20 protein-coding genes and 2 tRNA genes are annotated in these 22363 nt (G+C 61.2%); 8 read left to right on the plus strand and 14 right to left on the minus strand.

Annotated features, from left to right (window positions below; all coding sequences use genetic code 11):
* Window positions 1–3: 3 nt before the first annotated feature.
* Window positions 4–1581, minus strand: a complete 1578-nt coding sequence (locus AC1D13_RS19300) for a benzoate-CoA ligase family protein (RefSeq protein ID WP_477690124.1) — start codon at window positions 1579–1581, stop codon at window positions 4–6.
* Window positions 1582–1677: 96 nt separating this feature from the next.
* Window positions 1678–2169 (minus strand): flavodoxin domain-containing protein, encoded by a 492-nt coding sequence (locus AC1D13_RS19305; protein ID WP_457280740.1) that lies wholly within the window; start codon window positions 2167–2169, stop codon window positions 1678–1680.
* A 134-nt stretch (window positions 2170–2303) separates the two neighbouring features.
* On the opposite strand from AC1D13_RS19305, the gene AC1D13_RS19310 reads away from it, so the two are divergent.
* The 3 genes from AC1D13_RS19310 to boxB all read left to right on the plus strand — a co-directional run bounded on the left by AC1D13_RS19310 (window position 2304) and on the right by boxB (window position 6470).
* Window positions 2304–3200 (plus strand): helix-turn-helix transcriptional regulator, encoded by an 897-nt coding sequence (locus AC1D13_RS19310; protein ID WP_477665943.1) that lies wholly within the window; start codon window positions 2304–2306, stop codon window positions 3198–3200.
* A 22-nt stretch (window positions 3201–3222) separates the two neighbouring features.
* The gene (gene boxC / locus AC1D13_RS19315) at window positions 3223–4917 is read left to right on the plus strand and encodes a 2,3-epoxybenzoyl-CoA dihydrolase (RefSeq protein WP_477690179.1); all 1695 of its coding nucleotides are present in this window, start codon (window positions 3223–3225) and stop codon (window positions 4915–4917) included.
* Between the two features lie 128 nt (window positions 4918–5045).
* On the plus strand, window positions 5046–6470 hold the full coding sequence (gene boxB / locus AC1D13_RS19320) for a benzoyl-CoA 2,3-epoxidase subunit BoxB (protein WP_457280743.1): 1425 nt from the start codon (window positions 5046–5048) through the stop codon (window positions 6468–6470).
* A 108-nt stretch (window positions 6471–6578) separates the two neighbouring features.
* Here the strand turns inward: boxB and AC1D13_RS19325 are convergent, their stop codons facing one another.
* Window positions 6579–6965 carry a DUF488 domain-containing protein gene (locus tag AC1D13_RS19325; protein WP_457280744.1) on the minus strand — a complete coding sequence of 129 codons (387 nt, stop codon included), beginning with the start codon at window positions 6963–6965 and terminating at the stop codon, window positions 6579–6581.
* 155 nt (window positions 6966–7120) lie between these two features.
* On the opposite strand from AC1D13_RS19325, the gene AC1D13_RS19330 reads away from it, so the two are divergent.
* Window positions 7121–7197, plus strand: a tRNA-Pro gene (locus tag AC1D13_RS19330).
* Between the two features lie 116 nt (window positions 7198–7313).
* Here AC1D13_RS19330 and AC1D13_RS19335 read toward each other — a convergent pair.
* A complete protein-coding gene (locus AC1D13_RS19335; RefSeq protein WP_477690125.1) occupies window positions 7314–7757 on the minus strand; it encodes a response regulator in 444 nt (147 codons plus the stop codon).
* Between the two features lie 239 nt (window positions 7758–7996).
* Here AC1D13_RS19335 and AC1D13_RS19340 point away from each other — a divergent pair.
* Window positions 7997–8073: transfer RNA gene (locus AC1D13_RS19340), tRNA-Arg, on the plus strand.
* A gap of 358 nt (window positions 8074–8431) precedes the next feature.
* On the opposite strand, the gene AC1D13_RS19345 is transcribed toward AC1D13_RS19340, so the two are convergent.
* Window positions 8432–9136 carry a glutathione binding-like protein gene (locus AC1D13_RS19345; RefSeq protein ID WP_457280746.1) on the minus strand — a complete coding sequence of 235 codons (705 nt, stop codon included), beginning with the start codon at window positions 9134–9136 and terminating at the stop codon, window positions 8432–8434.
* Between the two features lie 56 nt (window positions 9137–9192).
* Between AC1D13_RS19345 and AC1D13_RS19350 the strand changes: the two genes are divergently transcribed.
* On the plus strand, window positions 9193–9879 hold the full coding sequence (locus AC1D13_RS19350; protein ID WP_457280747.1) for a hypothetical protein: 687 nt from the start codon (window positions 9193–9195) through the stop codon (window positions 9877–9879).
* A 90-nt stretch (window positions 9880–9969) separates the two neighbouring features.
* Here the strand turns inward: AC1D13_RS19350 and AC1D13_RS19355 are convergent, their stop codons facing one another.
* From AC1D13_RS19355 to AC1D13_RS19375, 5 genes are all read right to left on the minus strand, one after another.
* On the minus strand, window positions 9970–11229 hold the full coding sequence (locus AC1D13_RS19355; RefSeq protein WP_457280748.1) for an acyl-CoA dehydrogenase family protein: 1260 nt from the start codon (window positions 11227–11229) through the stop codon (window positions 9970–9972).
* 49 nt (window positions 11230–11278) lie between these two features.
* Window positions 11279–12370, minus strand: a complete 1092-nt coding sequence (locus AC1D13_RS19360) for a phosphotransferase (RefSeq protein ID WP_477690126.1) — start codon at window positions 12368–12370, stop codon at window positions 11279–11281.
* A 21-nt stretch (window positions 12371–12391) separates the two neighbouring features.
* Window positions 12392–13117, minus strand: coding sequence for a Crp/Fnr family transcriptional regulator (locus tag AC1D13_RS19365; protein ID WP_457280750.1), 726 nt, complete (start codon window positions 13115–13117; stop codon window positions 12392–12394).
* Between the two features lie 139 nt (window positions 13118–13256).
* A complete protein-coding gene (locus AC1D13_RS19370; RefSeq protein WP_457280751.1) occupies window positions 13257–14036 on the minus strand; it encodes an oxepin-CoA hydrolase, alternative type in 780 nt (259 codons plus the stop codon).
* Window positions 14037–14196: 160 nt separating this feature from the next.
* Window positions 14197–15717: a 3-hydroxyacyl-CoA dehydrogenase gene (locus AC1D13_RS19375; RefSeq protein ID WP_457280752.1), complete on the minus strand. Its 1521-nt coding sequence runs from the start codon at window positions 15715–15717 to the stop codon at window positions 14197–14199.
* 56 nt (window positions 15718–15773) lie between these two features.
* Between AC1D13_RS19375 and AC1D13_RS19380 the strand changes: the two genes are divergently transcribed.
* Complete coding sequence (locus tag AC1D13_RS19380) at window positions 15774–17909, plus strand: type IV pilus assembly protein FimV (RefSeq protein ID WP_477690127.1); 2136 nt, start codon at window positions 15774–15776, stop codon at window positions 17907–17909.
* Between the two features lie 69 nt (window positions 17910–17978).
* Here the strand turns inward: AC1D13_RS19380 and AC1D13_RS19385 are convergent, their stop codons facing one another.
* From AC1D13_RS19385 to lexA, 3 genes are all read right to left on the minus strand, one after another.
* Window positions 17979–18986 (minus strand): D-2-hydroxyacid dehydrogenase family protein, encoded by a 1008-nt coding sequence (locus AC1D13_RS19385; RefSeq protein ID WP_457280754.1) that lies wholly within the window; start codon window positions 18984–18986, stop codon window positions 17979–17981.
* Window positions 18987–19132: 146 nt separating this feature from the next.
* On the minus strand, window positions 19133–19525 hold the full coding sequence (locus AC1D13_RS19390) for a hypothetical protein (protein WP_457280755.1): 393 nt from the start codon (window positions 19523–19525) through the stop codon (window positions 19133–19135).
* Window positions 19526–19661: 136 nt separating this feature from the next.
* Window positions 19662–20366, minus strand: coding sequence for a transcriptional repressor LexA (lexA, locus tag AC1D13_RS19395; RefSeq protein WP_457280989.1), 705 nt, complete (start codon window positions 20364–20366; stop codon window positions 19662–19664).
* Between the two features lie 202 nt (window positions 20367–20568).
* Between lexA and AC1D13_RS19400 the strand changes: the two genes are divergently transcribed.
* Window positions 20569–21525 carry an asparaginase gene (locus tag AC1D13_RS19400; RefSeq protein WP_477665947.1) on the plus strand — a complete coding sequence of 319 codons (957 nt, stop codon included), beginning with the start codon at window positions 20569–20571 and terminating at the stop codon, window positions 21523–21525.
* 96 nt (window positions 21526–21621) lie between these two features.
* Here the strand turns inward: AC1D13_RS19400 and adk are convergent, their stop codons facing one another.
* The gene (adk, locus tag AC1D13_RS19405; RefSeq protein WP_477648743.1) at window positions 21622–22278 is read right to left on the minus strand and encodes an adenylate kinase; all 657 of its coding nucleotides are present in this window, start codon (window positions 22276–22278) and stop codon (window positions 21622–21624) included.
* Window positions 22279–22363: the final 85 nt, after the last annotated feature.

Consider the following 22363-nt stretch of genomic DNA (forward strand, 5'->3'; position numbering starts at 1 on the left):
ATGTCAGTGCGGCTGGCGCAGCTTGAAGCGCTGGATCTTGCCGGTGGCCGTCTTGGGCAGCTCGTTCACAAATTCAATCCAGCGCGGGTATTTGTAAGGTGCAAGCTGCAGCTTCACATGGGCCTTCAGTTCGTCCACGGTGGCGGCCTGCCCGGCCTTGAGCACCACATAGGCCTTGGGCTTGACGAGTTCGTCGGCGTCGGCCACGCCTATCACCGCCACTTCCAGTACGGCGGGGTGCGTCATCAGGCAGGCTTCGACTTCAAACGGCGAGACGTAAATGCCGCCGACCTTGAGCATGTCGTCGCTGCGTCCGCCGTAGGTGTAGTAGCCATCAGCGTCGCGGGTGTACTTGTCTCCGCTCTTGGTCCATTCGCCGGCAAAGGTGGCTTTGGTTTTGGCGCGGTTGTTCCAGTACATGATGGCCGCGCTGGGCCCGCTGATCTGCAGCTCTCCGATTTCCCCGTCGGCGCATTCACGCCCGTCGTCGCCGACGATGCGCAGCCCGTAACCCGGCACGGCCTGGCCGGTTGTGCCGTAGCGCACCTGGCCGGGACGGTTGCTTAAAAAGATGTGCAACATCTCGGTGGAGCCGATGCCATCCAGGATTTCGCAGTCGTATTGCGCAGTCCATTTTTTCCCGATTTCAGCGGGCAGGGCTTCCCCGGCGCTGGTGCACACGCGCAGGCGCAACTCGGACTTCGCCGGCCGGGCCGGATCGGCCAGCAGGGCCGCATACAAAGTGGGCACGCCATAAAAAATCGTGGGCTGGTATTTTTTGAGCAACGCAAACACGTCAGCGGGCGTGGGCCGCGCGGGCAGCAACACCGTGGTGGCACCCACACTCATGGGGAAAGTCAGCGCGTTGCCCAGGCCGTAGGCAAAAAAGAGCTTGGCGGCGGAATACACCACGTCGTCTTCCCGGATGCCCAGCACGCCGCGGCCATACAGCTCGGCCGTCTGGATCAGGTGGCTGTGCAGGTGTACGGTGCCTTTGGGTGCACCCGTCGAGCCGCTGGAATAAAGCCAGAAGCAGACGCCGTCGGCGCAGGTGTCTGCTATGGTTTTGGTAGCTGGTTGCGCACGCAGGACGCCGGCCAGCGTTGGATATGACGGGGACTCTTCAATGCCGGCGACGATCACGGTTTTCAGCGTGTCCATTTTCTCGAGCAGCGGCTCAAAGGCCGGGAGCAGGGCATTGGAGACGACAAGGCCTTGCGCCCGCGAGTCGCGCAGCATGAACTCGAAGTCGGCAGGGGTGAGCAGGGTGTTGGCCGCCACGGGCACCACGCCCGCAAGAATGCAGCCAAGGAAAGCGACGGGCCATTGCGGCGTGTCCAGCATGGCCAGCAACACGCGGCTTTCAGGGGCAACTCCCTGGGCACGCAAGGCGTTGGCAAAACGGTGGGCCTGGTCGGTGAGTTCGCCGTAAGTCAGCGCCTCGCCGGTGGTGGCATCGATGAAGGCGGCCTTGCCCGCACGGCCGGCATTGCGCTGCAGCAGGTCGTGCGCGGCGTTGTAATTGCGCGGAATGGTTACCCGTGGCGGGCTTGCCGAATGGTCTGCGGTGCTTGCTTGCATGCTTGTCTCCAGATGTCTCTTGCTATTATTTTGGTAGCTGCTTGCGCACGCACATCAAGCGCTACGGGCCGATTTCTTATAAATTCATGATGCAGATCAAGCGGTGGCCGGGCTGGCACCCAGCGTCTGCAGTGCGCCGGTGAGCCACTGGCGGCACCACTCGGTACCTTCTGTCTCGGGCATGGTGCCGCTGCTGGCGTCGTGGCACCAGATATCGCCGATGCGCTGGGCGCCCAGGTCGGTCAGGCGTTCGTCGAACTTCTTGCCGCCGAAGCAGAAGGTCTGCATATAGGTGCGGTCGCCGAGCGCGATAACGCCGTAGCGCACATGCCCCAGGAATTGCGGGTTGGCGCTCAATGATTCGTAGAGGGCACGGGCGTTGTCGGGCACATCGCCGGAGCCGTAGGTGGAACTGCAGATGAGATAAAGTGCATCTTCCGCCTTCGAAGCATCAAAGACGCTGATGTCCAGGTTGTCCATCAGTTCGACCTCAATGTCGCTGACCAGGTCGGCACAATCCATTTGAATGGCCTGTGCAACGTAGTCGGCGGTACTGGTCATGGTACCTACAAGGATTTTGAGTTTCATCAAGAAGTCTCCAAATAAAAGATGCAATAAACTGCTTGACATCAATTTAACCTGAAGTATACTGCAATTTAAACGAAATGCAACTGACAAAGCCCTGAAAGGGCGACTTTTTACACAGGTGCTTCTTGGAAATCATGTCCGAACAGGAATCGAAAGCCACGCTCAGTGAACTGGGCGCCCGTGTTCGTGCCTGGCGCGCGCGTCGGGGCATGACGCGCAAACAGCTGGCGTCGGACTCTGGCCTGAGCGAACGCTTTCTGGCCGACGTGGAAACCGGCAAGGGCAACGTTTCAATCAATTCCCTGGAAGCCGCGGCCCGGGCGCTGAACATTTCCATTCTTGAGCTGCTGCAAGACGCGCCGCGGCCGGCTTTGGCCCGTGTGCAAGGCCTGTTGACACGGCTGGACGACTCCCAGCTCGACCAGGCCTACAGTCTGCTTGGCAGCACCTTCGGCCTCAGCGACTCACTGGGCCGCGAGCAGCGGGTAGCGCTGATCGGCCTGCGTGGCGCCGGCAAGTCCACCTTGGGCAGCCAGCTGGCGGCCGAGCGTGGCGTGCCTTTTATCGAGCTGGACCGCGAGATTGAACGCGAAGCCGGCACCAGCATGAACGAAATTTTGCTGCTGCACGGGCAGGCCGGCTACCGGCGCTATGAGCGTCGCGCGCTGTTCCGCATCGCCGAAGACCACCCGGATGGCGTTGTCATGACCACGGGCGGCAGCATCGTGAGCGAGCGCGAAACCTTCGATTTGCTGCAAAGCCGTTTTTACTGCGTCTGGCTCAAAGCCAGCCCCGAAGAACACATGGCCCGCGTGGTGGCCCAGGGCGACATGCGGCCTTTCGACACGACCCGCGGCGCGACCGACGAGGCGATGGAAGACATCCGCCGCATCCTTTCGAGCCGCGAAGCGCTCTATGCCCGCGCCGACGCCGTGGTTGATACCGCTGCGCGCACACTGAAACAAAGCCTCAAAGACCTGGAACGCGCCGTTCCCAAAACAACCGTCCGCGACACCGTCGAACGGGCATAACCGGAGACACCCCATGAACGCCATGACAGAACCGCTTTTATTCAAACAGGTCATCGAAGGCCAGGAGCGCGAGCTCGTGAGTTTCTCCACCCACCCCAGCAAATACCAGCACTGGACGCTGAGCTTGGAGGGTGACGTCGCGCGTCTGAAGCTGGACATCAACGAGGACGGTGGCATCAAGCCCGGCTACAAGCTCAAGCTCAACAGCTACGACCTCGGCGTGGACATCGAACTGCACGACGCGATCAACCGTGTGCGCTTTGAGCACCCGGCCGTCAAGGTGGTGGTGTTCGAGTCGGGCAAGGAAAAGATCTGGTGCTCGGGCGCCAACATCTACATGCTGGGCCTGTCGACGCACGGCTGGAAGGTCAACTTCTGCAAATTCACCAACGAAACCCGCAACGGCCTGGAAGACTCCTCGCGCCATGACGGCCTCAAGGCGATTGCCTCGGTGACCGGCGCCTGTGCCGGCGGCGGCTACGAGCTGGCCCTGGCCTGCGACCGCATCATCATGGTGGACGACCGCTCTTCCACCGTCAGCCTGCCTGAAGTGCCCTTGTTGGGCGTGTTGCCCGGCACTGGCGGCCTGACCCGCGTGACCGACAAGCGCAAGGTGCGCCGCGATCTGGCCGATATCTTCTGCACGACCAGTGAAGGCGTGCGCGCCGACCGCGCCAAGGACTGGAAACTGATCGACGCCCACGCCAAGCCGCAGCAGTTTGGCGATCTGCTTGCTACAGAAATTGAAGCACTTCGCGCACAGTCTACAAGGGCTACGGGCTCAAAAGGCATTGAGCTCACACCGCTGAAGGCCGTCATTGATGATGCCGGCTACCGATACAGCCTCGTTGATGCGCAGGTCGACCGTGAAAAGCGCATTGCCACCATCACGGTAAAAGCGCCAGCCGCAGCCATTGAGTCCACGCCCGAAACCATCGAAGCCGCAGGCGCCAACTGGTACCCGCTGAAATTGCAGCGCGAACTGGACGACGCCATCCTCAACCTGCGCACCAACGAACTGGAAGTCGGCACCTGGGTCATCAAGACCACCGGCGATGCCGGCCAGGTGATCCGCATGGACGAAACGCTGGCCAAACTGAAGGACCACTGGCTGGTCAAGGAAACCACGGGCGCGCTGCGCCGCACCCTGGCCCGGCTGGACGTCACCAGCCGTTCGCTGATTGCGCTGGTCGATGCGGGTTCGTGCTTTGCCGGCACTTTCTACGAGCTGGCCCTGGCCTGCGACCGCATCTACATGCTGGACTTGCCCGATTCACCAGATGCTGCGCCTGCACTGCAACTGAGCCCGGCCAACTTCGGCTGGTTCCCCGCCGTCAATGGCCTGACACGCCTGCAAACCCGATTCTGCGAAGACGATGCCACCATTGCACAGTTGCAAAAACTCGGCGACAGCCCGCTGCGTGCCGACCAGGCGCTGGCGCTGGGCCTTGTGACTTTGACGCCCGATGACATCGACTGGGAAGACGAGATCCGCATCATGCTGGAAGAGCGCGCCTCGCTCTCACCCGACGCCATGACCGGCATGGAAGCCTCGTTGCGCTTCCCGGGGAAAGAGACGATGGAGACGCGCGTGTTTGGGCGGCTCTCGGCCTGGCAGAACTGGATTTTCATTCGTCCGAATGCGGTGGGTGAAGACGGCGCCTTGAAACTTTTCGGCACGGGCAAGAAAGCCAAGTTCGACTGGAAGAGGGTGTAACCCCTCGAAGCGCCTGCGGCGCCTCCCCCCAGGGGGCGCCACCTGCGGCCCGGCAAAGCCGGTTCCGCGCTGGCACTGGTACTGACATTGCTGCTGCCGCCTCGCAACTTATTTGATGGAAGAACGCCATGAGCTCAATAGATCTGCAAGCCCTCATCCCCAACAACGTCCACCTGGGCGAAAACCGCCAGCTCCAACGCGCGCTCGAGCACTGGCAGCCCGCCTTTCTCAACTGGTGGGACGAGATGGGCCCCAGCGACTTCAAGGCCAAGGAAGTCTATTTGCGCACTGCTGTCGGTGTGGATGCATCAGGCTGGGCCAGCTACGGCTATACGCCCATGCCCGACTATCGGTGGGGCATTTTCCTGGCCGACAAGGAAGAGGGCCGCAAGATCGGCTTTGGTGACCATATGGGTGAAGAGGTCTGGCAGGACGTGCCCGGCGAATACCGCTCGACCTTCCGCCGCCTGATCGTGACGCAGGGCGACACGGAGCCGGCCTCGGTCGAGCAGCAGCGCCTGCTGGGCCACACTGCGCCTTCGCTGTATGACCTGCGCAACCTGTTTCAGGTCAACGTTGAGGAAGGCCGCCACCTTTGGGCCATGGTGTATCTGCTGCACGCGCACTTTGGCCGCGACGGCCGTGAAGAAGCAGAAGAGCTGTTGATGCGCCACAGCGGAGACGCCGACAAGCCGCGCATCCTGGGCACCTTCAATGAGCCCATGGACAACTGGTTGTCCTTCTTCATGTTCACCTACTTCACCGACCGTGACGGCAAGTTCCAGCTCAAGTCATTCGCTGAATCCGCTTTCGACCCGCTGGCCCGCACCACACGCTTCATGCTGACGGAAGAAGCCCACCACATGTTTGTGGGTGAAACCGGCGTGGGCCGAGTCATCAAGCGCACGCTGGAGGTGATGAAAGAGCTGGATACCGACGATGTCGCCACGCTGCGCAAAGCCGGCGTGATTGACCTGCCCACGGTGCAAAAATTCATGAACTTCTGGTTCACCTCTTCGCTGGACCTGTTCGGCTCGGAAGCGTCGTCCAACGCCGCCAACTACTTCAGCAACGGCATCAAGGGCCGGCCGGACGAAGCCAAGTTCGCCGACCACGTGGAGCTCGAAACCGAGATGAGCATCGTTGTGCCGAACGGGCAGGGCGGTACTAAAAACGAGACGATTTCAACCCGCAACGGCATGAATGAAATCACGCGGCTCGAATACGTCAAGGACTGCAATGTCGGCGTGACGCGCTGGAACATGGGCATCAAGCGCGCGGGTGTAGACTTTGAGCTGACCCTGCCCTCGACGCGTTTCCGTCGCGAAGTCGGCGCTTGGGCCGGCAACTTCACCGATCCGCTGGGCAATCCGATCAGCGCCGCCGATTTCGAGGCGAAAAAAGACCAGTGGCTACCCACGCCGGCCGACACGGCGTTTGTGAAAAGCCTGATGAACCGCGTGACCGAGCCCGGCAAGATGGCGGCCTGGATCGCGCCGCCTGATCGCGGCATTAACGCGAATCCACTTGAGTATGAATACGTCAAACTCTAAGGGTGTGGTTTAAGCCAAGTCGGGGCCGCGGGACTGGCTTTGCCAGACCGCAGGCGCAGCGGCCCCCTCGGGGGGCAGGACGCTACACGCAGTGAGCAACCGTGGGGGCTAACCAATCCTGCCGCCGCGCTCCTTGAGGAGGTCCCGCAGTAGCGAGCGGTGGCAACGCGCCTCGTTCTCGCAGTAGCAACCCATCGCGAAATTCGTCTGGTGCGACAGCGCCGCGAGCAAGTCCAGGTTGCGGCTGGCATCTGGTTCGTTCATTTCAGCCCGGTATTTCTTGCTGAAGGCTGCCCAGTCCTTGTCGGAGTTAACCGACTGGCCCAGTTTCATGGTTTCCACGCTGGGCGCCAAATTGGGGTACCACACGTCATACCAGTTACCGGATGCAAACTCCGTTTTGGGTATACCGCGCGGTGGCCGGCGCACCGTGCCTATGCGCAGTCCCTCGCCAGCGGTGCGTGTCGTACCCAGCCTCACGATCTTGATGGCCATGGCAGTCTCCTTTGGGGTGCGATTTTGGCAGGCTTTGTTTGGAAGCGCCCGCGGGTACTGCCAGCCTTATGGAACGTGCTGGCCCCCGTAGCGTGGAGAAAAGTTGGGGCCGTGCGTGAAAGTGAGTCAAGTTCGGGCTATAATCTTGGACTTGTCGGAGTGTGGCGCAGTCTGGTAGCGCACCTGGTTTGGGACCAGGGGGTCCAAGGTTCGAATCCTTGTACTCCGACCAAAAATTCCCAGCAAAAAGCCCACCTATGTGGGCTTTTTCATGCCTGTTTGCGGAGGCGTCTCGCCAGTCCGGCCTTGGCAGTCCTCAGGACCTCAGGCCCACCAACGGCGGCGTTTTCAGGGCTTGAGCAAGGACCCAAAGTTGGATGTGCGCCAGTATTCGCGCACCTGTTCCAGTTTTTCCTGAAAATCCCGAAAGTGCAGCGGCTTGCGAACGTAGCTGTTGAGCCCGCCCTGGAGCTCTTTCACCACCGGGGAATATTTGGATTCGGACGTCAGGAGGATGACGGGTACAAAGAAGGTGCGGGGGTCGGCCCGCATGCGCTGCATGACTTCCAGCCCGCTGAGGCCGGGTAAATTCAGGTCCAGCATGACAAGTTCGGGTGGATGGTCGTTGGTCCGGTTGCTGTAAGCACCTTCGCAGAAAAGGTATTCCAGGGCTTCCGTGCCGTCGCGGGCAACGATGATTTCATGGTCCGCACCGTTTTCCTGCAACGTCACCATGGTGAGCTCGACATGGGCAGGGTTGTCTTCCACCAGCAGCAGGATTGGTCGGGTCATGTGCGTGCCTTTGCGTTTCTTTCGTGTAGACAATATACCCCTGACAGGGAGCCAGCCATAGGTGAGTCATTGCGGTGTGTGAGAACCACAACAAACCACTGAGTCCGAATCACCGCGTGCCGGACATGTCCGGCCCTGTTGCCCGGGGTATCCGGCAGGCGTTTGAAGGTATGATTCGCGACGAACTGAATCCTGCAGTTCGCAGGTTTGCGGCTCCGCCGCGCTGACACACATACAGACTGCCCGTAGCTCAGTTGGATAGAGCATCAGCCTTCTAAGCTGAGGGTCGGGGGTTCGATCCCCTCCGGGCAGGCCAATCGACCGCTTCAAGCTACTGCGGACCCGTGATCAAAGCCAATACGTTCCTCGCGATCCTCACGTACCCGGAGGTACGTTCCGGTCGCTGCGGTACGGTTTGGCTTTGCTGACGGGCCCTCGCTACGCTTGCTATCGGCCGATTTTCTTGTCTGGGCTTCAGCCCGATGCGCTTTTATCCTCACGTACCTGAAGTACGTTCCGGTTCTTCCGGTGCGGCTCGGACTTGCTGGCGCGTTCTCGCTACGCGATCTGATCCCAAATCGGGAACAACGCTGCGGTTCCCCTCGCCACGCTTGCTATCGGCCGGTCCCAAAGCGGGGCAGTGCACTGGCAAGGCGCCGGCTACGAGCCTGAGCTCAACGCTTTTCGTACTGCGTCTTGCCAAACAGGATTTCCCGCGCCTTGTCGTCGGTGATGGGTCTGCGCAGATCGGCCAGCACTTTGACGCCGCGTTGCACGGCGGGGCGGTCGCTGATCAGGTCAAACCATTTTTTAAGGTGCGGGTAATCGGCCCAGTCGATGCCGTGGTTTTGCCAATTGCGCAGCCAGGGGAAGATGGCGATGTCGGCGATGGTGTATTCATCGCAGGCGATGAACTTGTGGGTGGAAAGCTGCTTGTCCATCACGCCGTAAAGCCGCTTCGTTTCATTCGTGTAGCGGTTGATGGCGTAGTCGATTTTCTCCGGCGCGTACTGCCGGAAATGGTGGGTTTGCCCGATCATGGGACCGACGCCGCCCATCTGGAACATCAGCCACTGCAGCACCTGGAATTTGAGGCGGTCGCTTTTTGGCAAAAACTGGCCGGTTTTTGCGGCAAGGTACAGCAGGATGGCGCCGGATTCAAACACCGGGATCGGCTTGCCGTCGGGGCCGACCGGGTCAACGAGCGCAGGAATCTTGTTATTCGGGCTGATGGCCAGAAATTCGGGCTTGAACTGGTCGCCGGTGCCGATATTGACTGGAATCGCCCGCCAGTCCCGGTCCAGCTGCAGTCCGCATTCTTCCAGCATGATGTGGACCTTGTGGCCGTTCGGTGTGGGCCAGGAGTAAACATTGATCATTGGCGCTTCCTTGGACTAACATGAGGTTGCTGCACTTTAAGAGAAAAGCCAAAACCATGTTTGAGCGGTTGAAGAAAGTCTTTGTCGGGGGTAAGGGGGATGCGGGCGACGCCGGCGCCTCCGACGATGCCGTGTCCGAGTGGGCAGGTACCCGCGGCTTTTCTTATACCGGCCTGGGGGAAGGCAAGGGTTTCGCCCTGAAAGGTTCCGTGAGTGGCAAACCCTGGAAGATGGAGCGTGGCCGGGCCTCGCGCGACTACATCCGCGGCGAAGAACTCCGCGCCCGCGGTGAGATCAAGGTCAACGACGACGTCACGGTGCTGGTCATGAACCGGGCACTGAAGGATTCACTTGAAAAACGTGCTTACCAGGCCTATACCGACACCCTGCAGACCACCGCAGACCTGAGCATGCCGGAAGAGGTGCGCTGGCTGGCCATGTATTCGGAAGTAGGTTGGGAAAGCCTGCCCAAGCCGTTCTGGCAGCGCTACGCAGTCATGGCAGACCAGCGTGTGCATGCGCAGGCCTGGCTGGACACCCACCTGGTCGACTTGCTGATGAACTGGCCGGAGCCATCACCAGATGCGCAAGTGCCTTTTATCCTGATGATTCTGCGCGGCAAGGCTTACCTGCGCATGCAATACACCCCCGCCGACATGCCGACGCTGGAACATGCGGCCCAGATCTTCACGAGCGCCTGCGAATCGGCCATTGCAGGCCTGTCCAACGACATCACGCTCTGATCGCATTGCCATTTTCAGGGTGAAATTGGCACTTTAGCCGTATGGGGTGAGCGCGAGTAGCTATTGATTTAATAGCAAAATTTGGGCGTATCAGCCGCCACGCGTGATGGGCATCTCGACTTCGCCGGGCATCAGCAAGTGCTTGGCCAGCTCAAGCTTGGCCAGAGAAGCTCGATGCACCTCGTCCGGGCCGTCGGCCAGGCGCAGGGTGCGCTGGCTGGCGTAGGCATAGGCCAGCGGGAAGTCGTCCGACACACCGCCGCCGCCGTGGGCCTGGATGGCCCAGTCGATGATCTGGCAGGCCATGTTGGGCGCCACCACCTTGATCATCGCGATCTCGGCCTTTGCAACCTTGTTCCCAACGGTGTCCATCATGTAGGCGGCTTTGAGCGTCAGCAGGCGGGCCTGCTCGATCATGCAGCGGGCCTCGGCGATGCGTTCGTGCCAGACCGACTGGCTGGCGATGGGCTTGCCGAAGGCGACGCGGGTATTGAGGCGTTTGCACATCAACTCCAGCGCACGCTCGGCGATGCCGATGCTGCGCATGCAGTGGTGGATGCGTCCGGGGCCAAGGCGCCCCTGGGCAATTTCGAAACCACGGCCTTCGCCCAGCATCAAATTGGCGGCGGGCACGCGCACATTGGTCAGTCGCACTTCCATGTGGCCGTGCGGGGCGTCGTCATAGCCGAATACCGACAGAGGGCGGATGACCTCGATGCCGGGCGTGTTGGCGGGCACCAGGATCATGGATTGTTGCTCGTGGCGGCCGGCGTCGGGGTTGGTTTTGCCCATGACGATGTAGATGGCACAGCGCGGATCGCCCGCGCCGGATGACCACCACTTGAGGCCGTTGAGGACGTAGTTGTCGCCGTCGCGTTCGATACGGCACTGGATGTTGGTCGCATCAGACGAGGCGACCTCGGGCTCGGTCATCAGGAAGGCAGAACGGATCTCGCCCTTGAGCAGCGGATCCAGCCACTGGTCCTTGTTGGCTTCGGAGCCGTAGCGGGCGATGGTTTCCATGTTGCCGGTGTCGGGCGCCGAGCAATTGAACACCTCGGCCGCGAAAGGCACGCGGCCCATGATTTCGCACAGCGGCGCGTATTCGAGGTTGGACAAACCTTCAGGCGCGCGCGGCGAGTGCGGCAAGAACAGGTTCCACAGGCCGGCGGCACGCGCCTTGGGTTTGAGCTCCTCGACCAGCCTGGTCGGGATCCAGGCATTGCCCTTGGCACGGTTCTCGGCGATTTCGCGGAAAAAGCGGGCCTCATTGGGGTAAACATGCTCGTCCATGAACTTGAGCAGGCGCGCCCGCAGTTCCTGTACTTTTGGGGTGTAGTTGAAGTCCATGAAATCTCCAGAAAGATGTGAGGCGATGTTGTTATGAGACAGCGGTCGTTCAGCCCTGGCTTTTCAGGGCAAAGCCCCAGGCCATCCTGGCCAGCAGCGGCGCGCCGGCGGCCGAGCTGACGGCCTGGGCGCTGGAAGCCGTGCCGGCCTCGACGCGCTTGGCAATGCCTTGCAGAATGGCCGCGATGCGAAACAGGTTGTAGGCCATGTAGAAGTTCCAGTCGGCCTTGAGCGCCTCGGGCGTGGCCAGCCCGGTGCGCTCGCAGTAAAGGCGTATGTAGTCGGATTCGGTGGGAATGCCCAGGCTGACCACGTCCAGCCCGCCAATGCCGCGGAAAGCGCCCGGCGGGATGTGCCAGGCCATGCAGTGGTAGCTGAAGTCGGCCAGTGGATGGCCCAGGGTGGAGAGCTCCCAGTCAAGCACCGCCAGCACGCGTGGCTCGGTGGGGTGAAAGAGCAGGTTGTCCAGCCGGAAGTCGCCATGCACGACGGACACCATGCTGTCGTCGCGCGCACTGGCCGGGATGTTGGCCGGCAGCCACTGCATCAGGCTGTCCATCTCGGCGATGGGCTGGGTGATGGATGCGGCGTACTGCTTGCTCCAGCGGCCGATCTGGCGTTCAAAGTAGTTGCCGGGCTTGCCGTAGTCGGCCAGGCCTCGCTCGGCAAACTTCACCTTGTGCAGTGCGGCGACCACGCGGTTCATCTCGTTGTAGATCTCGCCGCGCTGGGCGTTGGTCATGCCGGGAAGTGACTGGTCCCACAGCACGCGGCCCTCGACGAATTCCATCACATAGAAAGCGCGGCCGATCACGGATTCGTCTTCGCAGAGGCAATACATCCTGGGCACCGGCACGTCGGTACCCTGCAGCCCCTGCATGACCTTGAATTCGCGTTCCACCGCATGGGCCGACGGCAGCAATTTGGCCACCGGTCCCGGCTTGGCGCGCATCACATAAGAAGCGGTGGGCGTGATCAGCTTGTAGGTCGGATTGGACTGGCCGCCTTTGAAGATTTCCGCGGTCAGCGGGCCCTGGAAGCCAGGCAGGTGCTTGTCGAGATAAGCGGCAAGGGCTTCGAGATCAAAAGCGTGCCCACCCGAAACAGCCCGTGTACCGACAAAGTGATCGAAATTGCTCATGCTCAAACGTGTTGTCTCTGTTTATTTGTCAATTTCAGCTTCAGAGATGCGCATCAGGGTTGCGCGGTTGCGCACCACCAAGCCTCCCGGCTCGATCCGGATGGCTTCTTCGCGCTCCATGGATTTGAGCTCCTGGTTGACGCGCTGGCGCGAGGCGCCCAGCAGTTGTGCCAATTCCTCCTGCGCCAGCTGCAGGCCGATTCGCACCTCGCCGCTGTCCGCCAGGCTGGGCACACCGTAGCTGCGCACCAGGTGCAGCAGCTGCTTGGCCAGCCTTGCCCGCAAGGGCAGGGTGTTGAGGTCTTCCACCAGGCCGAAGAGCTGCCGTATGCGCCGCGCATGCAGGCGCAGCAGGGCTTCGTACAGCTCGACATGCTGGCTCAGAATCTTGCGCAGGTCGGCGCGCGAGACGCACAGCAGCGTGGTTTCGCCATGGGCATAGGAGTCGTGGGTGCGCCGCTCGCCGTCGAAGATCGCCACATCGCCGACCCAGAGGCCCGGCTCCACATAGGTCAGCGTGACCTGCTTGCCCGAAATCGAGGTCGAACTGACACGGATGGCACCCCGCGCGCAGGAGATCCATTCTTCCGGCACATCGCCGCGGGCGCTGATGAGTTCGCCGTCTTTGTAGCGTTTGACGTAGGCGCATCGAAGTATGTCGTGCCTCAGTGATGGGGACAGGGATGAAAACCAGCGGCCGTTGTTGATGGCCTCTCGTTCCTCTATCGTAAGAATGGGATCGTCCATGGGCTGTCTTTTGAGTGACTAACAAGACGTCCATTGTCGCTTGAGGGACCCGCCCGGCGCCAGCGGGCTGTCGCATGGGTGTCGCCCGGCCGTAGGCCTGGATTGTCGGTTGGGCAGCCCGCGACCGGCTGCCTGCCGCCTAGCGGTAGTGCGGCGTGCGCTTGTTCAGGAAGGCGTCTATGCCTTCACCCGCGTTGGCGTCGTGCAGGTTGCGCACGAAGTGATCACGTTCGCGGGTGAGCTGCTCGGTCAGCGTGCTGCCGGCTGCGTCGTTGATGAGTTCCTTGATGCTGGCCAGCGCGTTGGGTGCGCGTGCATTCAGATTGTCGGCCAGTTCAAGCGCTTGGGCCAAGGCCTCGCCCGGGGCCGCAACGCGGTTCACCAAGCCAAAATCATGGAGCCGGCGCGCGCCTATGCGTTCGCCGGCCATCAGCAATTCGCTGGCCAGCGCACGCGGCAAGGCACGCGCCAGGACCCAGCTGCCGCCGCCGTCGGGCGAGAGTGCCACGGTGCTGTAAGACATCACGAACACAGCGTTGTCCGCTGCAACGACGAAATCGCAGGCCAGCACCAGTGAAAAACCTGCACCGGCGGCAGCACCTTCCACGGCGGCGATCACCGGCTTGGGATAAGTCCGGATCGAGTCGATCCAGTTGTGCAGGCCTTCAATGCTCTGGGCTTGCACCTCCGGCGCCTCGCGGCGGTTGGCCTCCAGGCGCTGCAGGTTGCCCCCGGCGCAAAACATGGCACCTTCGCCGGTGATCACCACGCTGCGGATGTCGGGGTTGTTTTCAGCGGCATTCAGTGCCTCAATGCCCGCGGCGTAAATGTCGGGGCCGAGCGCGTTCTTGAACTCGGGGTTGCTGATCGTCAGGATAAGGGTCTGACCCTCGCTCGTACCTTTGATTGCGCCTGCCATGCTAGTTTTTCCAATGCATCGAAATAAGAAATAGGCAGGGACCAAGTCCCCGTACAGATCCCCTTGCCAGTGGGGGCCGCGGAACTGGCTTCGCCAGGCCGCAGGCGCCGCCCCCTCGAGGGGGGGAGGTGCTACACGAAGTGAGCATCCGAAGGGGGTGCTATTCCTCCTGGTGTAACAGGCTAAGGCCGATGGCGCCGCGCCGCCGTAGCCAGGGGGAAGGGCGGTAACGTTGGTCGCCATACACGGTTTGCATATTGAACAGGACTTCCAGCACATTGGTGGGGCCATAGCGATCGCCCATGGCCAGCGGCCCCAACGGATAACCCAGGCCCAGCGTGACGGCGGTTTCCAGGTCCTTCGGGCTGCAAATGCCTTGCTGGCAGATGTCGCTGGCGATGTTGACGATGGTGGCTACGACGCGCTGGGTGACAAAACCGCCACTGTCGCGGATCACGCTGACGGCCTTGCCGTCGCGGGCGAAGAGGGCGTGCGCGGCGTCGCGCATGTCGGTGCGGGTGGCCGGGTTGGTCGCCAGCACGCGCCGCTTGGTGGCTGCGTCGTCGATCAGCATGTCGATACCCACAGTGCGGGCCGGGTCCAGCCGTTCGACAACGGCGACGGTGGTGATGTCAAAGCCCAAAGGGGCCACCAGCATCAGGGCCTGTGGTGATGCGGAGGCGCCGGTTTCGATTTTGGCGCCCAGGTTTTTGAGCAGTTGCAACAGCTCCGAGCGGCGTGCAGCACGCGGCGACACCCACACCGGCGGGAGTTCGGTCACATCAGGGACGGCAGGCTCGGGCGGCACCTGCATGGCGCCGTCGGTGTAGCGATAAAAGCCTTCTCCGGTCTTGCGGCCCAGCACGCCGCCGGCCAGGCGCTGCGCCGTGATCACATTGGGACGGTAGCGGGCTTCTTCGTAGTACTGGTGGTAGATCGACTCCATCACGGGATGGGAGACGTCGAGCCCGGTGAGGTCCATCAGCTCGAAAGGGCCCAGCTTGAAGCCGGCCTGGTCGCGCAGGATGCGGTCTATGGTGGCGAAATCGGCGATGCCTTCGCTGACGATGCGCAGCGCTTCGGTGCCGTAGCCCCGGCCGGCGTGGTTGACGATGAAGCCGGGCGTATCTTGCGCCTGCACGGGTGTGTGGCCCATTTGCCGGGCGTATTGGCTCAAGCCTTCGCATACAGAGGGGATGGTCTTCAGGCCGGCGATGATCTCCACCACTTTCATCAGCGGAACGGGGTTGAAGAAATGGTAACCGGCCAGGCGGTCGGGGTGCTTCAGGTCTGCGGCGATGGCCGTTACAGACAGCGAGGAGGTATTGCTGGCCAGAACGGTGTGCACAGGTACCAGTGTCTCGAGTTCGGCGAACAGGGCTTTCTTGACCTCCAGCCGCTCCACGATGGCTTCGATGATGAGGTCGCAGGCCGCCAGGTCAGTGAGAGTGGAGGCCAGCACAAGCCGGTCTTTGTGCCCGGCTGCCGCGGCTGCGTCGATGCGGCCTTTTTCAACGAGCTTGTCCCATTGGGCGCAGATGGCTTCGCGCGCTTTTTCCGCGGCGCCTGCCTGCGCGTCCATCAGCCTGACGATGCTGCCGGCCTGCACGGCGATCTGCGCAATGCCGCGCCCCATGGCGCCGGTGCCAACTATTCCCACATTCGCGTAATTTACTTCCATGCCTGAATTATGGCTGACCGTATTTGGCAGGGTACCGTGTCAAAATTGCCCACCCCATGAAACTTGCCAAGAAGCCTGTCAAATATCTCCTTGGCGTTCTGCTGATGGGCGTTGCCGTCCACAGCATGGCCTTGTCGCTGGGGCGCATGCGCGGCGCCACCCTTGTCGGACGCCCCCTTGATGTCACTCTGTCGGCGCACCTGGACGGCACGGAAGGGCTGTCTGCAGTCTGTGTGGCGGCAGATGTGTTTTTTGGCGACAGCCAGGTTGCCCAGGACAAGGTACGCGTTGTCACGTCGCAAGGCGCTTCCGGTGAGGCACTGATCCGCATCCGCACAAGCTCAGGCGTCGACGAGCCGGTGGTGACACTCTATGTGCGTGAAGGATGCTTGCAGAAAAACACGCGCAAGTACGTGCTGCTGGCGGAAGTGGCCGGAGAAAACACCAGCCCGATTCCCGTTGTCGGCGGAGAAGCCGTGGCGACTGCCCCTCTGGTGGCGCAGATGCCTGGTGTTGTTGGCGCCGGCGGCAACGCCACAAAGGCACAGGCAGGCTCCGCGCCCTCCAGCCCGGGAAAAGCCCCAAGAGCGAGGTCCGGAAAAGTCCCGCCTGCCGGAGGCAGTGAATTGCGATCGGCTACCTCAGTTGGGTTGCTGCAGGCAACGCCTGCTGTTCGCGGGGCTGGCAAGTCCGCATCCGAGCCGGCGGGCAAGCTCCGTTCTCGCCTGAAACTTGACCCCATTGACCTGGCGGCCGAGCGCGACCCTGTGCTCCGGTCTTCGCCGGAGCTGCTGACGGAGCCCTCAACAGACGCCCAGCAGCGCGCTGCTGCCGCCGCACTGTGGCAGGCGCTTAATGCACAGCCGCAAGACATGGTGCGCGACAGCCAGCGCCTGAAATCCCTGGAAGCCGATGTTGCCGGCATGCTCGCGCGAAGCCAGAAAACCGAAAAAGCCGTGATGGAAATGCGCGGCCAGCTTGAGCAGGCGCGCGGTGAACGCTATAACAACTGGCTCGTATACGCCCTTTACGCCTTGCTGGTCGCCTCCCTTCTTGCGATCCTGGCACTATGGATACGTAGCCGACAGCAAAGCCGTGTCAGCCGGGGATCATGGTGGGGCAAAGGGTTTGCCGAAGACAGCGCGCCTTATGTGACTGAAGGTACGGGTAACACCGGGAAAGCCTTTTTGCGCGGGGCCTCAGAAGCTGAATCGGTGAGCGCCGGGCCTATGCCCGATTCGCTGGTTGATTTCGATCCCAGCGAACCATTTCTCGATGCGCCGAAAAATACGCCGGCTTCAAGCGCCGTGGCGCGCCCAAGGGTTGCCGAATCCAGATTCCCCTCGGAATTTCTGCCTAGCCTGAGCGGTATCAGCAGCATGCCGCGGATTGTGAATGCCGAAGAGCTGTTTGATGTGCAGCAACAGGCCGATTTTTTCCTGTCGCTCGGCCGGCCCGACAAGGCGGTAGATGTTCTGCGCCACCACATCATGGACAACGTGGAAACAAGCGCGCTCGTCTATCTCGACCTGTTTGACCTCTATCACAGCTTGGGACGCCGGGAGGATTACGACGCGTTGCGCACAGACTTCAACAAGATGTTCAATGCCAAGGTGCCGCCATTCGACGAATACGCGGCGAATACGCACGATCTTGAGTATTACACGGAGGCCCTCTCGCGGATTGAGGCCCTCTGGCCAACGCCCAAGGTACTCGACGTACTTGAAGAGTCCATATTCCGCAAACCGGATTCGCGGGGAGAGGTCTTCAGCCTGGCCGCCTACCGCGAGCTGTTGCTCCTCCACTCGATCGCAAAAAGGATTGTTAGCCGGCCGCCCGGCGACGCCGAAGCACCGGTAAAACCATCGGACGCACCGTCGATTCCGACCATGCCGGATACGCTCCCAAGCGTTGCAGGCTTTGGACCCACCAGCATCCAGCCACTGTCAGCCCGGTTCCAGATCGTGGCGCCTTTGCCGTCTCCTGCCGTGGCAGGTGCAACCGACCCGACGCAGCCTCCCGCTTCCCCCCGGCTTGGCCTTGATATTGATTTGAGTGCAGGTGAGGGCGGGGACCTGGTCCCGTTTCCATCGATCGACGCTGGTGCGCGGCCGCCGCAAGCCGCTGCCAACAATCTCATCGAGTTTGACCTCGACTTTCCGGATTCTTCGGGGCCGACGCAGAAAACTTGAGCGAAGTTTGAGCCTGGCTCGCCGGGAATCCCGGGTTTACGCGCACTTGATCAGGCTGGGCGTGTCACATCAGCGCCGTACTTGCAAGGCCCCCGGGTTGACGATATTGGTGGGCGTGCCCTTGATGAAGTTGACGACGTTGTCAAACGCCGCGCCAAAGTACAGCTCATAGCTGTCCTGTTCAACATAGCCAATATGCGGCGTGCAAATGCAGTTTTCCAGGCGGAGCAGCGCATGGCCTTGCAGGATGGGCTCCGACTCAAAAACATCGATGGCCGCCAGGCCGGGCCGCCCGCGATTGAGGGAGGCGATCAATGCTTCCGGCTCGATCAGCTCCGCCCTTGATGTATTCACCAGCAGGGACGTGGTTTTCATGCGCGACAGGTCTTCCAGCGTGACGATACCGCGTGTCTCTGCGTTGAGTCGCAGGTGAAGGCTCAGTACATCGCTTTGCTCAAAGAATTCGGCTTTGCTGGCCGCGACTTCAAAGCCATCGGCCTGTGCCCGCTCCAGTGATGCGTCGCGGCCCCAAATGACGACACGCATACCGAAGGCCCTGCCGTAGCCAGCCACAATTTGCCCGATCTTCCCGTAGCTCCATACCCCCAATGTCTTGCCCTTGAGGACGGAGCCAATGCCGAAGTTGGGTGGCATCGAAGCTGACTTGAGCCCTGCCTGCTGCCAGGCGCCATGCTTCAAGTGGGCTACATAGTGCGGAATGCGGCGCATGGCGGTCATCACCAGTGCCCAGGTCAGCTCCGCGGGTGCCGTAGGAGACCCAATGCCCTCGGCAACCGCGATGCCGCGTTCTGTGCAAGCCGCGACATCTATATGGCTTCCGACACGGCCTGTCTGGGCAATCAGCTTGAGTTTGGGCAGCTTTTCAATAACTTGCCGGTTGAGCTGGGTTCTCTCCCGGATCAGGACGATGACATCGGCATCCTTGAGGCGGACGGACAGCTGGCCGATGCCTTTAACGGTGTTGGTATAGACCTTGGCGGGGTAGGCCTCCAGCTTGGCTGCGCAGTTCAGTTTCCGCACCGCGTCCTGATAGTCGTCGAGGATCACAATATTCATGCCGATATTGTGCCTGCAAGATTTTTCTTCCTTGCCGCCGGGGTCACTTCCGACTGGGGATTTTGTATCTCAAGGAAACGCACTAGACGGCGCCGCAAAGCGCATAGGCCCGGGCTGAACTTCTGGTGGGAAGCTTGCCGTACCAGTTATCTCAAAGAGGTTTCTCGCTGGCTCATGCGCTCAAGTTCCGCGCAGACGTCGGCCATGCGGCCGGATATCACCATGCGGCCAGCGCACGCTGGGCCGACATTGGAGTCAAACTCACGGACAACTCGCAGCCGGCTGGGTCGGGACGCCTTGACAGAGCGTTGGACGGCAAGAGTACCAGTGGCGCGGGCAGACGGGCCGCGCATTGCCGCGAAATCGCCGGAAGCAAAGGGTAGCGCAAGCTGGTGAGATCTGGGCTGCGCGCCGGCTGGCGCGGAAAAACGGCTTGCCCCAGCCATACCCTGCGCCGGCAAAAACAATGACACCAATGCCTGCACGGGTGCCAGCAGGACTGACGACATTGGTGTATGTGAAAAACTGATGATTCCCATGATGAACTCCTGTATGAGAGAGGTTTACACAGGCAGGATTGCAAACTGGCAAATTGCCAGGAAGGCCCCGGCACCAGGGTGTTGGCCATCACAACGGCCAAACGCCCGCCACCTGGTGCGTGGCCAGGTGAACTGCCTACATCAGCATCGTGTTGCGAATGAGGCCGACGGCCAGGCCTTCCAGTTCGAAAGGCTCGCCGGGCTCGACCACAATGGTTTTAAAGTCCGGGTTTTCGGGCAGAAGTTCGATCAGGTGCTTGTTGCGGCGAAAGCGCTTGACGGTCACTTCATCACCCAGCCGGGCCACGACAATTTGACCATTCTTGGCTTCCTTTGATTGCTTGACGGCCAGCAGGTCGCCATCCATGATGCCTGCGTCCCGCATGCTCATGCCGCGAACCTTGAGCAGGTAGTCGGGCTGGCGCTGAAACAGGCTGCTTTCAAAATAATAGGTTTGCTCGACATGTTCCTGCGCGAGAATCGGGCTGCCAGCAGCAACCCGCCCCACCAGAGGTAGGGCGAGTTGGGCCAGGCTTTGCAACGGCAGGGAAAACTGTTTGATTCTGGATTCGTTCAGGCTGCGAAGGGCGTCATTGCGCAAACGTATGCCGCGTGAAGTCCCGCTGACCAGCTCGATGACGCCTTTGCGGGCCAGTGCCTGCAAGTGCTCCTCGGCGGCGTTGGCAGAGCGAAAGCCAAGCTCAGCGGCGATTTCAGCACGGGTGGGCGGGGCGCCCGTGCGCGCGATGGCGCTCTGGATCAATTCCAGAATTTGCTGCTGGCGCGCAGTGAGCTTGGGAGCCTCAGAGGGAAAATGCGGAAAGTTATCGAGTGTGCTCATCACTGTTGCTCCTTGAATCACAACTTCAGCCCGCTTGCGTATTGCCTGTTGCCTGTTGCCTGTTGCCTGTTGCCTGTTGCCTGTTGCCTGTTGCCTGTTGCCTGTTGCCTGTTGGCTTTGGGTACGCACGTTGCTGTAGCTGTTTTAATATCCAGTAACTGTATTTTCATCCAGTTTTTAAAAGATTGCAAGTTTACGTTTTATGTATCCTCAAAATATTGTGATTCTGGGCACTGGCGGCACGATTGCCGGGCAGGCTGCGAGTGCGTCGGACAACATCGGCTATACCGCCGCCCAGGTGGGCGTTGAGCAGCTGGTCGTGGCGGTCCCGTCCTTGGCAAGGTACGGCCCCTTGATGACCGAGCAGGTCGCGCAGGTCGACAGTAAGGACATGAGCTTCGAGGTATGGATGCAGCTGGCCAGTCGGGTCAATTACTTTCTGGCCCAGCCGGACGTGCAGGGCATTGTTATCACGCACGGAACGGACACGCTGGAAGAGACGGCATATTTCCTTCATGCGGTGTGCCGCCCCGATAAACCTGTGGTGCTGACCTGCGCCATGCGGCCCGCGACGGCGCTGGTGCCTGACGGCCCCCAGAACATGCTGGATGCCATGGCGGCGGCGCGTCATGCGGGGGCGAGGGGTGTGGTTGCGGTGTGCGCCGGAACCATCCACAGCGCGCTGGACGTGCAGAAAGTGCATACCTACAAGGTTGACGCCTTTGACTCTGGTGATGCGGGGCCGATTGGCTATGTGGAGGAAGGATTCCTCAGGTTAATGCGAAATTGGCCTGAAACCCATGTAGAACGAGCGCAAGCAGCTATTAAAATAATAGCGAACTCCGTGGTTCCGGTCCAGTGGCCGCACGTTGAGATCGTCATGAACCATGCCGGCGCCAGTGGTGCGGTCGTGGACGCGTTGCTGGCGCAGGGTGTTCAGGGGCTTGTAGTTGCCGCCACGGGTAATGGCACCTTGCACCATGCGCTGGAGGCGGCCTTGCTTCGCGCGCGGTCTGCGGGGGTGCGGGTCGTCCGGTCGACAAGGTGCCTCAATGGTCGTGTCTTGCCCACACCCGGGGATCTGTTTTCTGATTCGCAGGGGCTGAGCCCCGTGAAGGCGAGAATAGCGATGATGCTCGAGCTGTTGGCGCAAAGCTGAACCCTGCCTTCCGATTTCAGTCTGCCGGGAACTGGAATGAAAAAAGCCGTCAGACTGACGGCTTTGGGGTGCAGATGGACTCGCTGGAGGCTCGATTCAGCCCGCCAGCGCTTTGAACGCGCGGGCGGTGATCTCGTCAACACCGCCCATGCCGCTGATGGCACGGTATTTTGGGGCCAGTTCAGGCTCTGACTTTGCCCAGCTGGAGTAGTACTCAACCAGCGGACGGGTCTGCGCGCTGTAAACCTCCAGGCGCTTGCGGACGGTTTCTTCCTTGTCGTCATCGCGCTGGATCAGCGGCTCGCCGGTCACATCGTCTTTGCCTTCGACCTTGGGCGGATTGAACTTGACGTGATAGGTGCGGCCTGAGGCGGGGTGCGAACGGCGTCCGCTCATGCGCTCGATGATGGCGTCGAATGGTACGTCGATTTCAAGAACGTAATCCAGCTTGACGCCGGCAGACTTCATGGCGTCGGCCTGCGGAATGGTGCGGGGAAAGCCGTCAAACAGAAAGCCCTTGGCGCAGTCGGGCTGGGCAATGCGCTCTTTGACTAAATTGATGATCAGGTCGTCGCTGACCAGTGCACCCGAGTCCATGATTTTTTTGGCTTCAATGCCCAGCTGCGTGCCGGCTTTGACGGCCGCACGAAGCATGTCGCCGGTGGAAATCTGGGGAATGCCGTACTTCTGGCAGATGAAGGTCGCTTGCGTCCCTTTGCCCGCGCCAGGCGCGCCCAACAAAATCAGTCTCATGGATGTCCTCGGATTTTATGAATTCTTGAAGTCAGCCCGAACCGCCGGCCGGTTTCCGCAGGGGCTGCTTGACAGGTATGGAGGG

The sequence above is a fragment of the Polaromonas sp. P1_E12 genome, assembly GCF_056405975.1.